Genomic DNA, 20,999 nt, shown 5'->3' on the forward strand with positions numbered 1-20,999 from the left:
CCTGCAAACAGCCGTATTTCGGCCATACAACTGTATGGTTTTATCAAAGACAGGCCGCATGAAAACCCGCAGACCCGCCACAAATAATCATTTACACAGTCGTGTAAACTACAGAGCCGCACTCGAAAAACACAATTTCCTGCATCTTGTTTTACGCCGCAGGCGCTGCGCTACGTCAAAAAACTGCCGTGTTTTATCAAAATAGATCTTTCTATAACATATAAAGACTAATATATTTAATTATGCATGTTGTTGCTATATGCAATGTATCTAAGCCATAAAAATTGCTAAAAAATGGTGTACGTGTGCACTAAAGAATATTATCTATTGCTAATAGCTACTTTTATTGCCAATAATAATGATTTCTACATTAGTATTTTTTATAGACATACTTTATTTTTAACATACCTGAACAGTTTCATATATTCTATTCTGGTAAAGTTAGCCAGAACAACCTAAAAGTATTGTGCTCATAAAAATTATTATTTCGTCAAAAAAATGCTGTTCAACAACACGCTGCTCCATTCACCAACAGCATGTACACGCTGCCCGCATAATTTCATCATCAGCCGCGCCTGTCGGCGGAATTTCCGGTTGGCCGGCTATGGGGCCGTTGCGCCAGTTCGCCCACTAAGGTATTGGTAGCATCCGCGAGCGAAAGGGCAATTGCGTGCGCTGGCTGCACCACGGCTTTTTGCGGGATGCAAAAAATCACTCGGCTATGAAGCGCCTTTGCCCAAAGCATAATCATACATAGCGCTGGAGAACCTCTTGGCATTTTTGAGCATGCAGGGCGTAACCCTGAACCTCGGCGGCAAACCGCTGCTGGATGCGGCAGATTTTTCCGTTGAAACTGGCGAAAGGCTTTGCCTCATCGGCCGCAACGGCGCGGGAAAATCCTCGCTGCTGGCCCTTCTTGGCGGCCAAATGCAGCCGGATTCCGGCATTATCATCCGCCCCGGCACCCAGATAGGACAAATGCCCCAGGACGTGCCCGAAAACTGGCGCGGCTCTGTTTTTTCTCTGGTAGCCGAAGCTCTTGGCGAAGAAGGTAAAGCCCTTGCCGCCGCCCATGCAGGAACAGGACACGATACCGCGACCCACAGCGCAGACGCTGCGCCTGCTGCGACTTCTGGCAGCAATGATGCGGCAGGGCACGAGGCCGGGCTGCATATGGCGTCGGACTGGGAACGCTACGGCGAAGTACTTGCCGTCATCAATCATCTGGAACTGGACCCGGATGCCGAATTCGCCTCGCTCTCCGGCGGAACCAAACGCCGTGTTGCTCTGGCGCGGGCGCTTGTCTGCTCTGAAGACCTTATCCTGGACGAACCCACCAACCATCTCGACCTTGCTACCATCACCTGGCTTGAAAATTTTCTGCTGCGCAAGGCCCGCACCCTGATCTTCGTCAGCCATGACCGGGCCTTTTCCAAGCGCCTCGCCACGCGGGTGGTGGAAATCGACCGTGGCAAGCTGCACAGCTATTCCTGCGGATTTGACCGCTACCCGGAACGCCGCGAAGAGCGCCTTGCCACCGAAGAACGCGCCTTTGCGCTTTTTGACAAAAAGCTCGCCCAGGAAGAAGTGTGGATTCGTCAGGGCATCAAGGCCCGGCGCACGCGCAATATGGGCCGGGTGCGCGCCCTTGAAGCCTTGCGGGCCGAACGCGCCGAGCGCCGCGACAAACAGGGCAACGTACGCATGGCCGCGCAGGAAGCAGGACGCTCGGGCAAGCTTGTCATTGAGGCAGACAACGTAACGTTTGGCTACCCCGGCAAGCCGCCGCTGTTCAGCGAATTTTCCACCATCATCCAGCGCGGCGACCGCGTGGGCCTGATTGGCGACAACGGCACAGGCAAAACCACCCTGCTCCGCGTGCTGCTGGGCGAGTTGGCACCCACAGAAGGAACCGCGCAGCTTGGCACCAATTTGCAGATCAGCTACTTTGACCAGTTGCGCGAAAGCCTGAACCCCGAAGAAAGCGTTATGGACAGCGTGGCGGAAGGCAACGACGTGGTGACCGTGGGCGGCAATACGCGCCACGTGGCCGGCTACCTGCAAGATTTTCTCTTCACCCCGGACCGCCTCCGTCTGCCTGTCAAAGCCCTGTCTGGCGGCGAGCGCAACCGCCTGCTGCTGGCAAAGCTGTTCACCCGTCCATCGAACGTGCTGGTACTGGACGAACCCACCAACGACCTGGACGTGGAAACGCTGGAGCTTCTGGAAGAACTGCTGGCGGATTATTCCGGCACGGTGCTTATCGTCAGCCATGACCGGAGCTTTTTGGACAATCTTGTCACCAGCGTCATTGCCCTTGAAGGCGATGGCAAAGCGCACGAATATGTGGGCGCGTACACAGACTGGCTGCGCCAGCGCTCCACGCCCGTTCAGGAAAAAAAGACGGAAGAAAAAAACGGCAGAGCAAACTATCAGACCGACCAGCAGCCCTCAGATAAGCCCCGCCGCCGCAACTTCAAGGAACAGCGGGAATTTGACCTGCTGACCAAGGAACTGGAAGCCCTGCCGGAACGGATGGACGCTCTGGAGCAGGAGCAGGAAAACCTTGAAACAGCCCTGGCTGACCCGGAACTTTTCACCAAAGACCCCGCCGCCTTTACCCGCACAACCGAGCGCCTCACCGCGCTGGAAGAAGAGCAGACAGAGCTGCTGCTGCGCTGGGAAACTGTGGAGCAAAGGCTGGAAGAACTCAGTTAAGCGCCCTGCCCTGCGGCTCGGCATGCCTTCCTTTTGTTTTTTGGGCATGCGGCCAGTACTTGCAGGAGACGGTTTTTTATTTGCAATCAAAAAAGGCTTTTTGTGGCGGGAGAGTACTCTGTTGGTACTCAACCCGGAACAAAAAGCCTTTTTTGCGAAAAAACTGTGCTCTTACAATATGGCTAATGCAAAATACTCTTCTGGCGCAGCCAATTGAACAATTGAACAAAAGAGCTGTCTGGAGCAGATTAACTTTGAAAACGTTAAAATGTTCTAACGGCAGCCCCTGAACGGGAGGCAAAAACTTCGCCCGAGGTTACTTCTTGCCAAATTTGGAAAGCATGTCCTGAAACGGCCTGTGCCCCTGTTCCGGCTTTTGCCGTTCCTGCCGTTTTTCATTCCCGGGCTGCGGTCTGTTTTCACGCGAGGGCTTGCGCTCGCCGGCATCGGGCCTGCGAGCCTGTCCGTGCGTATTGCCGCGCGGCTGACCGTGCGCCTGATCGCGCGAATGGCCCCCGGCCTGCTGCCGTGCCGGGGCGTCCGCCGGATTCTTGCGCATAGACAGCGAAATGCGCTTGCGGGCCGCGTCCACCTCCAGCACGGTAACGCTCACCTTCTGCTGCACAGTCACCACCGTGTGCGGATCGCTGACAAAGCTGTCCGCCAGCTGGCTGATGTGTACCAAGCCGTCCTGATGCACGCCAATGTCCACAAAAGCACCGAAATTGGTCACGTTGGTGACAATGCCCGGCAGGCGCATGCCAGCCTCAAGATCTTCAATACGCGTCACGCCCTCGGCAAAAGCAAAGGCTTCATAGGCCTGGCGCGGGTCACGGCCCGGTTTTTCCAGTTCGGCAAGGATGTCGCGAAGCGTGGGCAGGCCCACGGTTTCCGTTACATAGGCCTCGGGCTTGATGCCTCGCCGCGTTTCCCCATTGGCAAGCAGATCCGGCACAGAACAGCCAAGATCCTTGGCCATCGCCTTTACGATCCCATACGATTCAGGGTGTACAGCCGAGGCATCCAGCGGATTCGTGCCACCGTGGATGCGTAAAAAACCTGCGGCCTGCTCAAAAGCCTTGGGGCCGAGGCGCGGAACCTTTTTCAAATCTTTACGCAGGGCAAAGGGGCCATTGGCCTCGCGATAGGCCACAACAGACTTGGCCAGCGCTGGCCCAAGACCGGAAACGTGCGTCAAAAGCTCCACGCTGGCGGTGTTTACCTCTACACCCACCGCGTTCACGCAACTTTCCACCACATCGTCCAGACTTTTTTTGAGGTCTGTCTGGTCCACGTCGTGCTGGTACTGCCCAACGCCAATGGCCTTGGGGTCTATTTTCACCAGTTCGGCCAGCGGGTCCATAAGCCTGCGCCCGATGGAAACTGCGCCGCGCACGGTGAGATCAAGGTCAGGAAATTCGCGCCGCGCCGTTTCAGAGGCGGAATACACGCTGGCCCCGCTTTCACTGACAACAAGAACAGGAAGGGAAAGCTGCAACACACGCACGAGGGTTTCTGTCTCGCGGCCCGCCGTGCCGTTGCCGATGGCAATGGCCTCAGCCTTGTAGGCGGCAGCAAGTTTGCGGATTTTCTCTCCGGCGTCTTTTTGCTGCCCGTCGCTCAATATATGGATAAGGTCGTGGTGGAGCAGCGCGCCCTGCGCGTCCAGACACACCACCTTGCAGCCAGTGCGGAAGCCGGGGTCAATGGCAAGCACGCGCTTTTGCCCCAGAGGTGACGCCAGCAAAAGCTGACGCAGATTCTTGGCAAACACGGCAATGGCTTCACTTTCGGCTTTTTTTCGCAGGGTCGCGCGCAGCTCTGTTTCCAGTGAGGGCGCAAGCAGGCGTTTATAGCCGTCGTCCACCGCTTCCCGAACCTGTTGCCCGGCTGGCGAAGAATTTTTTACAAACATGCCCCGAAACAGGGTCTGGGCTGCTTCAGCTTCAGGTAGAAAATGCAGGGTCAAAAATCCCTCTGTCTCACCGCGCAGCATGGCGAGCAGGCGGTGCCCGGCAGCCTTGGCGGCATTTTCCTGCCAGTCAAAATAATCACGAAACTTCGCGCCTTCCTCTTCCTTGCCCTTGGCAACGCTTGAAGCAGCTACGGCCTTGCGGGCGAAAAACTCACGCATGGCTGCGCGGGCTGCGCCGTGTTCGCTGGCAATTTCCGCAATAATATCACGCGCGCCAGCCAGGACCGCCTCTACGGATTCCACGCCTTTTTCCGCATCCACAAAAGGCTTTGCAGCTTCTTCGGGCGCAAGCGCCGGCGTCTGCTCCAGCAGGTTCAAGGCCAAGGGTTCAAGGCCTTTTTCTCTGGCCATTGTGGCGCGGGTGCGCCGCTTCGGGCGGTACGGAAGGTATACGTCTTCCAGAGCTGTCATTGTGTCGGCAGTAATGACGCTGTTGCGCAGGTCGTCAGTGAGCAACTCCCGCTCGGTGAGGGAGGCGAGAATGGCCTGCCGCCGCGTTTCCAGCTCGCGCAGTTGCGTGAGCCTGTCCCGCACAGCGGCGACGGCAACTTCGTCCAAAGAACCGTGCGCCTCTTTACGATAGCGGGCGATAAAGGGAATAGTGGCCCCTTCGTCCAAAAGCTCTGCCACGGCCTTGGCCTGGCCTGGGGCGATGCTCAACTCTTTTGCGATCTGCTCAAAAAACTGCACGTAAAATCCTTTGGTTCGGGGAAGGAAACAACGCCGCGTTGCGCGGCGCGGGGCGACAGGCGCTCACGGTAGTGCATACCGTTTTTGAATATGCGCGGCAAGGCTAAACGCCCTGCACCCCATTGAATATCCTTGCTGCTTACGTCTCCTTCTAGATTAGCATTAAAATCCTTCACGTCTAAAAGTTGTCATTCTGTCAAAAAAGGTATTTTTCAGCTGAATCCACGCAGTGTTATGCGCGGTGACCTCTCCAAGGGGCTGTGCGACCTAACCCTGATGGAAAGAAGGTAAAGGAACTTCAGCAGTAGCTTCACTGGCCTGGACGCCCCCGTTCTGCTGCTTGTTTTTGCAGCATGCGGGTGACGTTCCCATAATTTTTTTGAACATTGCAATAAAGGCTGAAGCACTGGAATACCCAAACTGCCGCGTTATTTCTTCAACTGTTTTACCATGTTCAAGTAAAGCCAAAGCTTTAACCACACGCATGCGATTTCTCCATTCGGTGAGCGAGATGCCTAAATCCTTTCTGCATTTTCTGGCGAGCGTTCGTTCTGTTATCCCTGACTCTCGCGCAAGATCAGCTACAGATTTTTTATCTTCAGGATTCTCTTCAAGATACTGGAGTAAGCGCCGCAATGCGGGATCTTCAGATGCAGGCAAAAAAGTTCCAGTCCTCGGAGTTTCGGCCAGTTTGTCGAGCAATACTCTCAGCAGCCTTTGGTGGCTATCGCTATCAAATCTTTCAAAACTATCCTTGGCATGCTCCAGAATCGAACGGATGAACGGACTCACCAACAGTGCTTGCGATTTATCTGGCAGACAACCACAAAGCTCATTGCTGACGTAGAGCGATGTTTGCAAAACTTCTTTTCTATTAAGCCCTACATGCCTCTTAAAAGGAGGTATCCATACGCCGTATTGCGGTGGGACCAGATAACGGTCATCGCCAACCATAATCTGGACCACCCCATTATAGGCGTAGACAAATTCCCCCCACGAATGTGTGTGGGATGGGAATATTGCATCGTTGGGCATAAGTGTTGTGCGTAAGTAGAGCGGAGCAGGCAGGGCAGTACTAAAAGGAGCTTGGAGAAAATGCTTCATTTGACACCTTTGCGGTATTATGTGGCAGAAAATCATTATATACTTTTTTTAAGACCAGAGTAAAGGTGCCCCAGTGGAGGATATTTTAATGCAGTGTCATGAAAGACTAGATGAAAAAGCTATCGGGCTTATGATTTTTCTTTGCGCAATATTAGGCTTGCAGCAAATAGCAATTAAAGCCGCAGCAGCAGACATGGCGCCAGTATTGCAGATGGTGGTGCGCTCAGGCCTGGCGGCATTTTTTGTTGGGGCCTATCTGCGCACCAAGGGTTTGGGCTTGTTGCCTTCGGCGGGTAAAGTGAGGGCCGGGCTGGCTGCGGGGATTTTATTTTCCCTCGAATTTTTGTGCGTAGGAGAAGGACTGCGTTTGACCAGTGCCTCTCATATGGTCACAACGCTATACACAGCACCCGCTTTTGCAGCATTAGGCCTACATTTTTTATTGCCGGAAGAACGCCTTAAATCCATCCAATGGTGTGGCATGGGCTTGGCCTTTTGTGGCATTGTTATAGCTTTTTTTGATTTCAGCGGTTCGTCTACGTCGCCATCTTCAATTTTTTTAGGTGATTTGCTGGGACTTTGCGGAGGAATGGCATGGGGGGCCACCACGGTGGTGATTCGGACCAAACTGTCTGAAACACCTCCGGCGCAAACATTGTTCATCCAACTTATGACATGTTGCTGTGTTTTATTCCCTTGGGCAATAGCTGTTGATGGACTGAATTTTTCCATGACCAATATTGTCTGGGCCAGCCTGATGTTTCAGATTTTTATTGTATGTGTTTTTGGAATGATGCTCTGGTTCTGGCTATTAACAGTTTACCCCGCATCGCAACTTGGAGCTCTTTGCTTCATTACACCAATATTTGGTGTTGTTTTTGGTTTTTTGTTACTTGATGAGTCTATTGAACCAAGATTTATTGCAGGTGTGATACTGGTGCTCGCAGGAATCACGATTGTAAGCAGTTGGGGATGGATTGAACTGCGGCTGAAAAACATAAGGATTCTTAAATCTTTTAAAGGCAATAAACAGCCATAAAAATGGAGTTAATTTTTAATAAAATCTTACCTCTTAGGGATCCACAACTACTCGTTATCGAAAAATATCAATAATTTTTTCGCTTCATTATACTCCTTCACTGACGGCAAGCTGCCCTCTCCACAGTCATGCTCCTGCATTTCTGGAATACTGCTTCTGTAATCAGCTGCAGTGTTCCAGGCTTATGGCAACGCCTGCCCCGTCAAAAGGGCCGGGGCCAGTTTAAATAAAAATACTGATTGAGCGCTCAATGAGCTTTACTCTCGATCTGATTGGGAGTATAAAAAAACACAAGTGAAAATAATAACAAATGGTCTTGAATATACTACCGCACAGGAAAATCCTACTGAAAAAGGAGATTATCATGTGGAATGAAAGTTACGACTATGACGTTGTACGGGAAATCCGTGTTAAGACAACAGCTTATATAGGCGTAGGAGCCATCAACAAAATCGACGACATTTTGGCCCAGATGAAGCATGAGGGCGTTTCGTCCATCCTTTGTGTCAGCGGGGGGCGTTCTTACAAATCAACCGGAGCATGGGACAAGGTTGAAGCTGCGGCCCAAAAGCACGGCATTGCCCTGGCCCTGTACAACCGCGTCACCCCCAACCCCACCACGGACAGCGTGGATGAGGCTGCGGCATTGGGGCGCACCATCAACGCGGGCGCTGTGATCTGCATTGGCGGCGGCAGCCCCATCGACTGTGGCAAGAGTGCAGCCATTTTGTTGGCCAATCCCGGCAAAAGCGGCGAAGATCTTTACTGTTTTCGCTTCACGCCTGAAAAGGCCCTGCCCATTATCGCCATCAACCTGACCCACGGCACTGGCAGTGAGGTGAACCGCTTTGCTGTGGCCACCGTTACCAGACTCAACTACAAGCCCGCCATTGCCTACGATTGCCTCTACCCCCGCTTTGCCATTGACGATCCCGCACTGATGACCGGGCTTTCCGAAGAGCAGACCCGATATGTCTCCATCGACGCGGTGAACCATGTCGTTGAAGCGGCCACCACCACGGTTTCCAACCCCTTTGCCGTTAATCTGGCCAAGGAAACCATTAGCCTTGTTAACAACTGGCTGCCCGTAGCGCTGGAAAATCCTGCAGACCTCAAAGCCCGGTACGGACTCAGCTTCGCGGCTCTTCAGGCTGGCGTGGCCTTTGACAATGGCCTGCTGCACTTCACCCACGCGCTTGAACATCCCCTGAGCGCTGTAAGCCCCGACCTGTCTCACGGATTGGGACTGGCTGTGCTGCTGCCTGCCGTCATCAAGGAATGCTACCCTGCGCGTCCTGCCGTGCTGGCGCACATTCTTGAGCCCATCGTTCCCGGTCTTGCAGGTGTTCCCGAAGAAGCCGACAAGGTTGCCAAGGCTGTTGAGCAGTGGCTCTTCGGCTTGGGCGTGACTCAGAAGCTTCAGGATCTGGGCGTGAAGGAATCCGACGTGGATACATTCTGCGACCTTGTGGAGCAGACGCCATCCCTGAGCCTACTGCTTTCCGTAGCCCCCGTTGAGGGCACGCGCGAGACTGTGGCCCGCATCTATCTCAATTCTTTGCGGCCTATGGCCTAGGCACGCAAGACATAGCTTAGGTGGAACACACTTAGGCCGCACGGGATGTAACGCTGCCCGTGCATTGTCCATAAAAAACGGCAAGCCCCCCCAATGATGGCTTGCCGTTTTTTATTTTTGAGCGGTATGTTTTCTGCCTTGTACCCACAAAAAACACCCATTTTTCAAACGCAAGAACGGCGAGTTACTTATTCAGTAACTCGCCGTTCTCACTTGCCATATGGCGGAGAGGGAGAGATTTGAACTATATTTATATCAGTACGGAATTATTAAATTTATTTAGATATTGAAAATTTCTTACCTTGAAAGTTACCCGGCTAAAAATTTTTCATTTTTTCTTACTTTTTTTGCTTTCGCCCTTCTTTTTAGGGGCGTCCTCGTCCTTCGGCTTCTCCAGTGCGGATTCTTCTTCTGCCAAAGCTGCCCAACTTAACACAGCTGCAGCGTTTACCAGTTCGCCCGGCTCCATGCCTATGGCGTCAGCAAGCAAGAGTATGGTGGTGAAGCGCGGCTCACTCCTGTCATGCTCAAGATTGTTCAGATAGCGGGTGCTACGCTCCATCTTTTTGGCAAGGCTATACTGCGTGAACCCGCGCTTTTTATATTCTTGAATAAGAGCCGCGCCGAACTTGGAAGGAGGTCTTTTTCTCATCCCTTGTTCATACTCGACAGCTGATTTATAAATAGCTGATTAATTTGTCAGCTGTCCTATTGTGCATACATTCTAAACTTGATATTTAAGCGGGTATGGCAACCCGACAAGGAGCAAGCGCATGTCCACACCGCTGGATCGATTCTTTGAAGCAGCAGGATGCCGCACTCAGGTTGAACTGGCGGAGTTTCTTGGAATCAAGCAATCGTCGGTTGCGGATGCGAAGAAACGGAAGAGTATCCCTGCAGATTGGCTTGTGACTTTGTTGAGATTAAAGAGGATTAATCCTGAATGGATACTAACGGGCCTTGGAGCTAGACGGCTTCAACCTATGGATGACGTGGAGGTTGCCGGACCGCTTTGTGTCCACTTAAAGGAAATAAGGCTGCCAGAAGAATGCACTATAGAGGAGCTAATGATTGAGATTGTTCGTCGAACATCTAAACTTTTAAATGGCTACTCAAAATGATCTTATGTCAAAAAGGGACGTCATTAGTACCAGGAAAGATGGGATCCTTACTGAAAGTGGGCTCTCTTCTACGTTTTGGATTCTAACTTTGTCCGGGTGGGTAATGGTGGCGAATCTCGGTTCGGGTCCGTCCGCTTAATCGAAAGCCCTTTTTCAGGTGGAATACGCGGGATTGTTCTTGCATTTCCCCACGGCAATGCCGAAGTTGAAAATGCGAACAGCGTTTTCGGCAATCTTGCGTGAGGTGTTGTACTTGCCCTCTGCCTCAAGCTGCTCGAACAGCGCCTGTACGTCTGCGCGTTTTACTTCGTCCACGCCCATACTGGCCTCTTTTTTCAAACGCAAAAACGGCGAGTTACTTATTCAGTAACTCGCCGTTCTCATTTGCCATATGGCGGAGAGGGAGAGATTTGAACTCTCGATACAGGTTTAAGCCCGTATACTCGCTTAGCAGGCGAGCTCCTTCGGCCGACTCGGACACCTCTCCGCGTTTGGGACGTACGCGCCCCGAATGCAGAAATGGAAGCTAGCTCAGGTTGGCATGGCTGTCAAGCATACGGGTATTTTTGTTCTTTTGCTGCCGCCTTGCCCTGATAACCTCAAACAAGACTGACATCTGCAAAACCAATATTGGCAAGATTCGCAGGCAAAAGTCCATTGCCTGTGAGGCCCGGCAGGCCAGCGCCTGCGCGATTGACCCCCGCCCCAGCTTGGCGTAGCTTCAGAGTTTACATTATCGCCAGGAAGTAATGGAGCGCATTATGGCCCCCGAGACAAAAAATATCACCCCCTCCACCGCCGATTCCCCCTGTTCAGCCGCCACAGATTCTGCGGCAGACACAACAAACAAGCCCGGCGTGGACTTCATTCGTGCCCGTATCATTGAAGACAATGCCACTGGCCGTTACGACGGCAGGGTTCATACGCGCTTTCCTCCCGAACCGAACGGATACCTGCACCTGGGGCACGCCAAATCCATCTGTTTGAACTTTGGCGTTGCCAGAGAATTCAACGGCCTGTGCAACCTGCGCTTTGACGATACCAACCCCACCAAGGAAGAGCAGGAATACGTCGACTCCATCCGCGAGGACGTGCGCTGGCTTGGCGGCGACTGGCAGGACCGCGAATTCTACGCCTCCAATTATTTTGAAAAGCTGTACGCCTACGCCGAGCAGCTTATCACCATAGGCAAGGCCTATGTGGACGACCTCTCGGCGGAAGAAATCCGCGAACACCGGGGCACCCTCACCGAACCGGGACGCGAAAGCCCCTGGCGCAACCGCAGTGTTGAAGAAAACCTCGACCTGTTCCGCCGCATGCGCGCGGGCGAATTTGCCGATGGCGAACGCGTGCTGCGCGCCAAGATCGACATGACTTCGCCCAACCTTGTCATGCGCGACCCCACGCTGTACCGCATTCGTCACGCCGCGCATCACCGCACGGGCGACACGTGGTGCATCTACCCCATGTACGACTACACGCACTGCCTGTCGGACTCCATTGAGGGCATCACCCACTCGCTCTGCACGCTGGAATTTATCAACAACCGCGAACTGTACGACTGGGTACTCGAAACCCTTGGCGCTTACCGCCCGCAGCAGATTGAATTTGCCCGCCTCAACCTCACCTACACGGTGCTTTCCAAGCGCAAGCTCATCCAGCTTGTGAAAGAAGGCCACGTTCACGGCTGGGACGACCCCCGCATGCCCACACTCTGCGGCCTGCGCCGCCGGGGCGTGCCGCCCGAAGCCCTGCGCGAGTTCTGCTCCCGCATCGGCATGGCGCGTGCAGACTCCACAGTGGAATACTCCATGCTGGAATTCTGCGTGCGCGAACACCTCAACGCCAACGCAGCGCGGGCTATGGCCGTACTTGATCCCATCAAGGTGGTCATTGAAAACTACCCTGAAGGCCAGGTGGAAGAATTCACCATGCCCTACCACCCTGAAGACGAAAGCTACGGCAGCCGTACGGTTCCCTTCTCGCGTGAATTGTACATCGAGCGCGACGACTTCCGCATGGAGCCGCCCAAGAAGTACCACCGCCTCGCCCCCGGCGCGGAGGTGCGCCTGCGCTACGCCTACTTCATCACCTGCCGCGAGGCTATTCTGGACGACGCTGGTAACGTGATCGAACTGCGCTGCGTGTACGATCCCGAAAGCCGTGGCGGCCAAAGCCCGGATGGGCGCAAGGTCAAGGGCACAATCCACTGGGTATCGGCCCCGCATGCCATCCCGGCAGAAGTACGCCTGTACGACCAGCTTTTTGCCGCTGAAAATCCCAATGCGTCTCCCGAAGGCCAGACGTTTCTGGATTATATCAATCCTCAGTCCCTCACGGTTGTTGAAGGTCTGCTGGAACCAGCCCTGGCTACCCTGCCTGTTGGCGACAAGATACAGTTCGAGCGTCTGGGCTATTTCTGTAAAGACAAGGACAGCACAGATGCCCGCCCTGTCTTTAACCGCACGACGACCCTGCGCGACACCTGGGCCAAGCAGGAAAAGAAGGGATAACAACCGCGGTCAGCATTTTTTGCAGATACAGGGGCGCCGCCCACGGCGTGGAGCAACCCCAAACAACTGATTGAAAATCAGCATGTTAGCAAATATCTGCAATTTAAAGTACAATTGGCTTGTCAGACATGCATTTTGGCACTTGACAGGCAAATCGCCAATATATATATTGCGCGTCTCAACGGGTCGTTAACTCAGCAGGTAGAGTATCTGCCTTTTAAGCAGAGAGTCGCAGGTTCGAACCCCGCACGACCCACCAAGAAATACCAGGCGGTTAGCTTTAAAAGCTAACCGCCTTTTCTATTTTTGGATGAATTATCGACACCCTCATGGCCGTATATATTCAAAACGGCCCACATCAGAATATTTTCTGCACGCATAAAACCATACGCATCGCAACGCATGCGTACGCACCATTTGCATTCTTAAGCAGTCAAAATGCGTCGGCCACAGATCCATCTGCACAGATCCGCCTTTCACAGCCCCCGCCTGATTCCGCCACATTTCATTGATAGCATATGGCTCGGCCTTAATTAAATTTACACTGCGCTATCCCCAATCCACACGCGCTCATTTTTTTATCCGTGCATCCATTAAAAATATTTAATAGATAAATAGAACCCAAAAACCACCTCCGCACAGCCCAATCACTCCGCCCCAGTAAGGGCATGACCTGCGCCTTCAATCTAGTTTTCGAAAAAACGCACTTCATTCATAGAAACATCGAATACATATACTTACGCCCATCAACATGCTTAGATTGTAAAAATTTGTGAATCAGATCGCCCGTGGCGCATCACGCGCGCCCGGCAAATCAAGCTAATGGCATACGGAATTTCCAGATCTGGATTTCCCGGCAACGCAGGGTGCAAATCAGATTGTAGCCAGCACATAACTTGCGTGCATGATCAGAGCAATCGTCACCTGTTCTGAATGTGCAGCAGCAATCTTCTGATGTGAAAATCCACCCTGTCAGTACAGCCAGAAAGAGGGTTGGCTTATTAATCCCGTTAAAATACCCATTTCTGATGCCGAACCTGGAATGTACATTGTCAATCCAGGCATCTCATGGCTCAAGTCCCCACTGTTATACATGCAGGAAGGGCCTATCTCCTCGCATGCCGATATCCACGCCATAATGAGGCAGGGATACACTGAAGTATATCATGACCCCAGCCGATTTCGCCAATCCAGCAGCGGCCAAAGCGCGCCCGTACCTGTCGGTGATATATGGCCAGATCATACAGCGCCCAAAGTTGCCCTGGGCGAAGAAATGCCTCGGGCACGAACGACCTATGCCGAAACCTTTGAGCACGTTAAAGACCTGATGCAGGACGCACGGGGAGGCGCTGTAGACCTGGCAGCGTCACAGCCGTATATTGAAGCCATTATCAAAAGCCTCGGCCGCAATGGCGACGCTCTTCTTTCTCTGACGAAACTCAGACGGTGCGACAAATACGCCTATACGCACTCCGTCAATGTAGCCATATTTTCTGTGGCTTATGCGCATTATCTTGGTCTTCCCGAAAACAAGCTGCACCTTGTGGGGCTGGCTGGTCTTTTTCATGATTTTGGCAAGATCTTCATTCCCCAGGCAATACTTGACGCGCCGCGCAAGCTCACCAGTGCCGAGCGTGACATCATGCAGGCGCATGTTCTGCTGGGCTATAACCACCTTGTAAAAGAAAAAGATATACGGCCTGAAGTGCTGCAAGGCGTGATGCAGCATCATGAAAAATATAATGGGTCGGGCTACCCAAACCGGCTGCGCGGTAGCAAAATAAGCATCTATGGCCTCATTCTTTCATTGAGCGACCATTATGACGCCCTTTCATCCAAAAGAGTCTATAAAGAGCCAATGCCAGCCAACGTCGCTCTGGCTGTAATGTACAAAATGCGTGAAGAGGCCTGGGCCCCCGGCTATGTTGAACGCTTCATCAAAATGATGGGTGTTTACCCAGTGGGAACGCCAGTGCTGCTGTCCAATGGCGAGCGCGGCGCGGTTTGTCACTCCAATCCAGAATACCCGACCCTGCCCAAAGTCATGATTGCCCTTAATCCTGCCGGACGGCCAGTCCCCCCCAGGCTCAGAGATCTGCGCGAACATCCCGGGCTGGATATTGAGCGCTCGCTCACAGGCAATGATGCAGAAATGCTGGACGTAGGCATGCTGCTATCGCACGCCTGACTTCAATACTTCATCGCATGTTATCGCTGCGTTTAACGAAAACACCGCAAACAGGCATGACAATTCGTGCCCCGGACATAAAAAAACCCCGGGCTGACCGGGGTTCAAGTTCAAAAACCATACACTCTCATTTTTGCTGTCCAGCAGCGTGCGCTAGCCTGCCTGCAAGGGCTCGCACTCTGGAGCCTGCAAAAAGGGTAAAAGTTTCTAATACACTGACCGACGATCAGCCCCACCGCCACGCAAAAATTTCAGACCGTTGAACACCACGAACCGCCAGCTACGTTTTCTGGCTTACAGCCACCCCGCCCAATACCAATGCCGAAGCAAAGCACTGCTCCACTGTGAGCCGCTCGCCCAGTATTATCATACCCAAAATAAGCGTAAACACCGGGATCAGATTCATAAACATGCTGGCCCTGGCTGCGGGCATACGGCTGATGCTGAAGTTATACAGCGAGTAAGCGCCAAACGACACGCCAAGGCCAAGGTAGACAATACTGCTCCAAGCCAGAAAAGTACCCCCGCCTTCCGGCAGCCCCATGCCCGGAATAACGAGCACCGGGGCGAAAAAGAGCACACCCGCCCAGGATTGCAGCGCGGTAATGAACAAGGGCGTATAGCCACGCGAAAGCCGCCGCACGCAAATTGCGCACAAGGCAGCAAAGGCCATACCGCTGACCTGCAAGAAATTTCCAAGCAAGGGATTGGGCGCGTGTTCATTGGCCACAGCCCCCAAACTCAGCCATATCGCCCCGCAAATCGCAATAAGGCAACCAGCCCAGGCCGTAAGGCTTATCTTTTCTTTCAATAGCAAATAACCAAAAGCGCCAACAAAGATCGGCAGCGTGGCGCTGAGCATTCCCGCTTGCGAAGCGGACGTATATTTAAGGGCGTAGCCTTCAAAAATAAAATACATACAGGGTTCGCAAAGCGCCAGAATCAAAAAAATGCGCCAGTCTCCCCTGGAGTACTGCTGCTTTTTCAGCATGGATGGCAAAAACACCAAAAAAGTAATGGATGATACAACCAGAAGTAAAAAAATCATGGTCATAGGATGAAAGACCTGTAGGGCAAACTTCATTGCCACATAAGATCCACCCCAAAGGATGGTGGCCAATACAGCGGCAAGTGGTCCGGCATAACTGTAAACATCAGCCTTAGACATAACAAAGCCTCCACAAGAATTTTTCTCCAAAAATGACAGCAGGTATTTTTGGGTTGCAGTAAAAATTCTAACAGGTATTTTACTCCTATCAAACTTAAATATTTGATAAACATTCCTCCATAGAGGAATGTTTTATATCGGATTATCGGCCTTTCAAATTATTCTTGAAACCCCACACCAATGGTTAAAGTTTTATTTACAGTTCTGACTCTCTCCCTCAGCCACAGGGCCATACACCACGCGGCATATGACACCAGGCACTCCTTTTTGGGGAGCATCCTGACCCTGCTGCATTTTTTCCCAACAAGCGATATCATTTAAATGGCGGCCCGATACTGTGAAGCTGTAACGGGCGACCTGGCTCTGAGGGCCAACGGCCCTGCTGGCTATTCAGGCCGATTGACGCTAGCCTTTTTTACAAAAGGCACTGGAGGAGAATGTGCAGAAGTTACGCCTTGGCGTGTTTGCCGCAATATTGATCGCTCTTGCCTGCAGCCCGGCGCTGGCAGGCCCACAGGACAGCCTCCGCAAGTTGACCGCAGGCATGTGGGCCTTTCAGGCACAAAACAAGGAAGGTTTGCCCCCCTGCCCCCTTACAGAGGATGAGGCAAAAGAGTTGACCGCCTGGATAACGTCAGAGTACCAAAAACAGGGACAGCAACTTGCCCCGGAACAGGCGGTCATGATGGCTGGTCTGCTGGCAGGATACGCGGCAGCGACGGATGGCCCCAAAAAAATGGGCACAAACAAAAAGACGGCAGGCGCTGTGCCTGATTTTGATATTGAGGCTTACTGCAAGCAAGTTGCACAGGGCAGCCATGTGATTGAGTCGGGCTGCGTTGATGGCGAGCACGAAGCCAAGGCTGCCATCGCCAGCATGACGGATGTACCGGAAAACACCCTGCGGCACTGCACCGAGGTGGCGCAGACGGGCCGGGAAAGTTACATGGTCATGCACAGCTGCATCAAGATGGAGCTGAACGCCAAAAAGCGTACGGGCCAATAGCCCGCTGCTAAAGGAGCTGCTATGAAAAAATTTGCATGGCTTTTTATATTTCTGCTTTTGGCCGGTTGCGGCAGCAATCTCGAAAAACTCGACGGCAAGTGGCAGGGAGACCCCACGGCCACCGTGGCTCTGGCCAGCCCGGAAGTGCAGAAAGATTTTGCCGAAATTCCCTTTGTAACCAAAATGCTTGAGGGCATCGTGCAAAATTTCCGTCTGGATGTTGACGCCAGAAACAAAACCATTGCCTTTGCACTGGGCAATATCGCCTACACTGGCGGGTTTACCGTTGTGTCCGACAAGGGCGATACCCTCACCCTCAAGAACGACAACGGCAACACGCTCAACTTTGTTCTCAAGGACCCGAACACGGTCATTCTTAAAAATGACGGCAAAACGGACGGCAAGCTCGACCAGCTGGTGCTCAAGCGCGTACAATAGCCCGGTCCTCAGGATGCCCTCCGGGCAGATAACTTTTCGCAGAATACCTTTTCAACGTTACAGCACTCTGGCTGCAGTTCAGGCAAGCGCTGCATATAAGCGCTTGCGGACCCGCATGTCAGATGTATAGGCATATAAACAAAGAGCGCAGCCTTCGTAACAAATACGAAGGCTGCGCTCTTCTCATAGTACTTGCGCATATGGTTATGTTGCTAGCCGCAATGCTAGCTCACCGCTTCATGCCTCCCCGGCTTTGTTTTGTAGCTAGAACGCGGGCATAGCAGAAGCGCAAACCAGCTACCGTCGTTGCCCGCAAACCAGTCAGAACCCTACACCAAATAGCATATTCTGGTGGTGATTAACGCGGGGAGTGCATATCCCTAATATTTAAGAGCCGTTTGTTACGGCGAACTTTGTTCACGCAACTGCCAGAGCATTTCAAGGGAAGATTGCTCTATATTGAGCCAGAAGCTGTAGACTAGCCATTCTTGATGCACATGACTTCTTTAGGTCCACTGGTGGTTAAACCATCTAACGTTCATTTAAGATACATGCGCCGCGCGGTCCCTGTTTGCCAAAGTTGCGGGATGCGCGTAGGAAATTTTCATGCCTGCCTATATAGTGCTTACAGTTCTCTTTGCGGCACTGCTGCACGCCTTGTGGAACATTATCGTCAAGGGCGGAGAGAACAAACTCTTTGAAACGGGCTTGAATGCGCTGGGAGCCGGACTCGGCGCAGTATGCATAGTGCCGTTCCTGCCGCCGCTTTTGCCTGAGGCCTGGCCGAATCTTGCCATGTCCTGCATTTGTCACTTCACGTATTACATCTGCATTGCTGAAGCGTACAAGAAGGCAGACCTTTCTTTCAGCTACACTATCATGCGTGGCTGCGCGCCCCTGCTGACATCATTGGCCATGCTTTTCTTCGGTGTAAGCCTGAGCCTGGGCGCATGGGGCGGCGTGCTGCTGCTGTGTTGCGGCATATTCTGTCTTGCTGGAGACAACGCACGGCGCGGCGCAGACAGAAGCGCCATATTGCTTTCCCTGCGCACATCCTTTGTCATTATGGGCTACACGCTGGCAGACGGCATGGGCGCACGGCACAGCGGCAATGCCGTAAGCTATGCCTGCTGGATTTTCGTACTCAACATTATACCGCTGAACGCCTTCATTTTCTGGCGTCACGGCCTGGATTATGCCCGCTATATCCGCAAAAGAGCCCTTATTGGCGCTTTCGGCGGTTTGGCTGGTCTGGGGTCATACGGCATAGCCATATGGGCAATGACCATCGCCCCCATCGCGATGGTGGCGGCCCTGCGCGAAACCTCGGTAATTTTCGGCATGCTGCTGGCCGTGCTTTTGCTTCATGAAAAATTCACGGTCTGGCGGGGAGTGGCCGTAGCTCTTGTGGCGTGTGGAGCCATACTTATGAAGCTGGCATAAAAAACCGCCGGGCAACGTAAGGCTGCTCGGCGATTTTCAGTCTTGGCACGCACGCATCCACAGGACCAGAGCGTGCCGAAAAATTTTCATCCTGTCCCGAACAGATTAATTTTGAAACGTATTACATTTCAAAACTGTCATTCTATCGAAGATGCGGTTTGCGGCAGAATCCACACTGCGTTGCGGCGCGCTCCACTCTTGTGCAGCGTTGAAGCACTTAAACTTTTTCAAAGCTAGAGTGCTCTAGAATACAGCAAGCATCTCTGTTTCTGGCGCAGCAGCGATGAGCCCCTTCTCCATAAACTGCCTAGCCTGCTGGCCTGAGAACCAATCCCGCATCCAAGTGCGCGGGCGCCATCGCAGAAGCGCAGTCGCCGTAATCGCTTGTGCCGTAGCTAGATCAGATTCGCATCCGCCGCATCTGTTCATTACTCACACCCATACGCTTCATGCACATGTCAAAATAGGCCCGCCAGGGAAAATAGCTGGTATCACCCCGCCACTCCGGATTCATTGAAGTCGCTTCCCTTCTGCATTGCCGGTAGGCTTCAAGATCCTGCTGTTCTTCAAACGTCAGCGGCCGCCGCTCGTGGTGGGTGCAGGCTCCCATGCAAAGAACAAGGGCAAGGCAGAGCGCAAGCATCAGGCTGAACCGGACGCGTACAGGTATGCGCGCTGAAGCAGGATTGGATTTGTTCGGCCGCAGCAGATTTTGCATGTGGCGTGACAAGGCAGTTGCTGTCTTTTTCATATGCCCTCCGCAAAGCCTTTTCATATTTATGCCGCCCCGACCAGCTTGCCGACCCAAAATCCAGGTGTTCCGTCAGGCATTGCATAGGCGATTCGCCCTGAAAACAAATGCCTGAAATTTACCGGACGGCAGGCCGTTTTTTCTGGCAGCCGCTGTCACAATCTTTACCTTTTCCTGTTGAACGCACAAGGCCGCCCCCTTGCGGGCGCGGCCTTGATTATAACTGAGGTGCTGACGCTGCGCCTAATAGGCGTGGTCGTCGTCCAGATCCTTGGGCAGCACCGGAGCAGAGAACAACCGGTACATCCAGAACTGGTACAGCAGCACGATGGGCACCATAACCAGGGCCACGCCAAGCATGATCTTGAGCGTGAGCTGGCTTGAGGAGCCGTTAAAGGCAGTTACCGTGGCGGCAGGATCAATGGAAGAAATAATCATGCCGGGGAACATGCCCACAACGCCGAAGAAGGTGACGCCCAGAATGAACAGGGCGCTGAAGGCCCAGGCGCACCAGAGCTTGCCCGCGTGCAGCATGATGCGCGCGCCCACCAGCCCGGCAAGGGCCAGCAGAGGCAATACCAGCAGAACGGGCATGGCCAGATAGTTATCATACAGCTTGGTGTAAAAAGCCGTAAGAATAAGAAAGGCCACCAGCAGAATGAGCATGATGGGCCACACAAAGCTGGCCGTAGCTACCGCGCGGATTTGCAGTTCGCCGCGGCTCTTGATGCTCAACCACAGCGATCCGTGCAGCACGAACATGCAAAGGAAGAACACCCCGCCCGCCAAACCGTAAACATTGAGCAGGGAAAGCAGGTTGCCGTGATACACGCCCTGCGCATCCACAGGAATGCCCATGAAAAGGTTGGCAAAGGCCACGCCAAGCAGGATGCAGGGCACAAGGTTGGATACAAAATGTACGCAGTCCCACACGCTGCGCCACGCATCGTGCTCGACCTTGCTGCGAAACTCAAACGATACCGCCCGGAAAATCAGGGCAAAGAGCAGCATCAGCAAAGGCGCGTACAGAGCGCTGAACATGACCGCATACACCTTGGGAAAAGCCGCAAAGGTCACGCCGCCAGCGGCGATGAGCCACACTTCGTTGCCGTCCCAGAAAGGTCCGGCGGCGTTATACATGATACGGCGCTCTTCTTCATTTTTGCCCAGAAAGGGCAAAAGAGAGCCCATGCCAAGATCAAAACCGTCCAGGATAAAGTACATGGCCCACAACAATGCCCACAGCACAAACCAGATGGTTTCCAGCAT

16 protein-coding genes and 2 tRNA genes are annotated in these 20,999 nt (G+C 53.0%); 10 read left to right on the plus strand and 8 right to left on the minus strand.

From position 1 onward, the window contains the following. Nucleotides 1-771 precede the first annotated feature (771 nt). Nucleotides 772-2,718: an ATP-binding cassette domain-containing protein gene (locus HNQ38_RS11940; protein ID WP_183721235.1), complete on the plus strand. Its 1,947-nt coding sequence runs from the start codon at nt 772-774 to the stop codon at nt 2,716-2,718. 316 nt (nt 2,719-3,034) lie between these two features. On the opposite strand, the gene HNQ38_RS11945 is transcribed toward HNQ38_RS11940, so the two are convergent. Both HNQ38_RS11945 and HNQ38_RS11950 read right to left on the minus strand, forming a co-directional pair. Further along, the gene (locus tag HNQ38_RS11945; protein ID WP_183721238.1) at nt 3,035-5,383 is read right to left on the minus strand and encodes a helix-hairpin-helix domain-containing protein; all 2,349 of its coding nucleotides are present in this window, start codon (nt 5,381-5,383) and stop codon (nt 3,035-3,037) included. 267 nt (nt 5,384-5,650) lie between these two features. Then, nucleotides 5,651-6,487 (minus strand): AraC family transcriptional regulator, encoded by an 837-nt coding sequence (locus HNQ38_RS11950; RefSeq protein ID WP_183721241.1) that lies wholly within the window; start codon nt 6,485-6,487, stop codon nt 5,651-5,653. A 73-nt stretch (nt 6,488-6,560) separates the two neighbouring features. Here HNQ38_RS11950 and HNQ38_RS11955 point away from each other — a divergent pair, with 73 nt between their 5' ends. Continuing rightward, entirely contained in the window at nt 6,561-7,526 is a 966-nt protein-coding gene (locus HNQ38_RS11955; RefSeq protein ID WP_221277887.1) for an EamA family transporter, read from the plus strand. Nucleotides 7,527-7,890: 364 nt separating this feature from the next. Further along, the gene (locus HNQ38_RS11960) at nt 7,891-9,102 is read left to right on the plus strand and encodes an iron-containing alcohol dehydrogenase (protein ID WP_183721243.1); all 1,212 of its coding nucleotides are present in this window, start codon (nt 7,891-7,893) and stop codon (nt 9,100-9,102) included. Nucleotides 9,103-9,430: 328 nt separating this feature from the next. Here HNQ38_RS11960 and HNQ38_RS11965 read toward each other — a convergent pair whose 3' ends face one another. Further along, nucleotides 9,431-9,754, minus strand: a complete 324-nt coding sequence (locus HNQ38_RS11965; protein WP_183721246.1) for a helix-turn-helix domain-containing protein — start codon at nt 9,752-9,754, stop codon at nt 9,431-9,433. 121 nt (nt 9,755-9,875) lie between these two features. On the opposite strand from HNQ38_RS11965, the gene HNQ38_RS11970 reads away from it, so the two are divergent. Continuing rightward, nucleotides 9,876-10,223: a helix-turn-helix domain-containing protein gene (locus HNQ38_RS11970; protein WP_183721249.1), complete on the plus strand. Its 348-nt coding sequence runs from the start codon at nt 9,876-9,878 to the stop codon at nt 10,221-10,223. A gap of 153 nt (nt 10,224-10,376) precedes the next feature. On the opposite strand, the gene HNQ38_RS11975 is transcribed toward HNQ38_RS11970, so the two are convergent. Further along, a complete protein-coding gene (locus HNQ38_RS11975) occupies nt 10,377-10,544 on the minus strand; it encodes a phage integrase central domain-containing protein (RefSeq protein ID WP_183721251.1) in 168 nt (55 codons plus the stop codon). A gap of 71 nt (nt 10,545-10,615) precedes the next feature. Then, nucleotides 10,616-10,710: transfer RNA gene (locus HNQ38_RS11980), tRNA-Ser, on the minus strand. Nucleotides 10,711-10,984: 274 nt separating this feature from the next. Here HNQ38_RS11980 and HNQ38_RS11985 point away from each other — a divergent pair. The 3 genes from HNQ38_RS11985 to HNQ38_RS11995 all read left to right on the plus strand — a co-directional run bounded on the left by HNQ38_RS11985 (nt 10,985) and on the right by HNQ38_RS11995 (nt 14,924). Beyond that, entirely contained in the window at nt 10,985-12,736 is a 1,752-nt protein-coding gene (locus HNQ38_RS11985; RefSeq protein WP_183721253.1) for a glutamine--tRNA ligase/YqeY domain fusion protein, read from the plus strand. A 183-nt stretch (nt 12,737-12,919) separates the two neighbouring features. Then, nucleotides 12,920-12,995: transfer RNA gene (locus HNQ38_RS11990), tRNA-Lys, on the plus strand. 762 nt (nt 12,996-13,757) lie between these two features. Beyond that, complete coding sequence (locus HNQ38_RS11995) at nt 13,758-14,924, plus strand: HD-GYP domain-containing protein (protein WP_343060179.1); 1,167 nt, start codon at nt 13,758-13,760, stop codon at nt 14,922-14,924. 280 nt (nt 14,925-15,204) lie between these two features. On the opposite strand, the gene HNQ38_RS12000 is transcribed toward HNQ38_RS11995, so the two are convergent. Beyond that, nucleotides 15,205-16,092 (minus strand): DMT family transporter, encoded by an 888-nt coding sequence (locus HNQ38_RS12000; RefSeq protein ID WP_183721258.1) that lies wholly within the window; start codon nt 16,090-16,092, stop codon nt 15,205-15,207. A 439-nt stretch (nt 16,093-16,531) separates the two neighbouring features. Here HNQ38_RS12000 and HNQ38_RS12005 point away from each other — a divergent pair, with 439 nt between their 5' ends. The 3 genes from HNQ38_RS12005 to HNQ38_RS12015 all read left to right on the plus strand — a co-directional run bounded on the left by HNQ38_RS12005 (nt 16,532) and on the right by HNQ38_RS12015 (nt 18,979). Continuing rightward, a complete protein-coding gene (locus tag HNQ38_RS12005) occupies nt 16,532-17,098 on the plus strand; it encodes a hypothetical protein (protein WP_183721261.1) in 567 nt (188 codons plus the stop codon). A gap of 21 nt (nt 17,099-17,119) precedes the next feature. Next, the gene (locus HNQ38_RS12010; protein ID WP_183721264.1) at nt 17,120-17,536 is read left to right on the plus strand and encodes a hypothetical protein; all 417 of its coding nucleotides are present in this window, start codon (nt 17,120-17,122) and stop codon (nt 17,534-17,536) included. Nucleotides 17,537-18,142: 606 nt separating this feature from the next. Beyond that, nucleotides 18,143-18,979 (plus strand): DMT family transporter, encoded by an 837-nt coding sequence (locus HNQ38_RS12015; protein ID WP_183721267.1) that lies wholly within the window; start codon nt 18,143-18,145, stop codon nt 18,977-18,979. Nucleotides 18,980-19,379: 400 nt separating this feature from the next. Here HNQ38_RS12015 and HNQ38_RS12020 read toward each other — a convergent pair whose 3' ends face one another. Together HNQ38_RS12020 and cydB are read right to left on the minus strand one after the other, a co-directional pair. After that, nucleotides 19,380-19,730 carry a hypothetical protein gene (locus tag HNQ38_RS12020; protein WP_183721270.1) on the minus strand — a complete coding sequence of 117 codons (351 nt, stop codon included), beginning with the start codon at nt 19,728-19,730 and terminating at the stop codon, nt 19,380-19,382. A gap of 243 nt (nt 19,731-19,973) precedes the next feature. Continuing rightward, nucleotides 19,974-20,999, minus strand: coding sequence for a cytochrome d ubiquinol oxidase subunit II (gene cydB, locus HNQ38_RS12025; protein ID WP_183721273.1), 1,026 nt, complete (start codon nt 20,997-20,999; stop codon nt 19,974-19,976).

The organism is Desulfovibrio intestinalis (genome assembly GCF_014202345.1).
Taxonomy (GTDB): domain Bacteria; phylum Desulfobacterota; class Desulfovibrionia; order Desulfovibrionales; family Desulfovibrionaceae; genus Desulfovibrio; species Desulfovibrio intestinalis.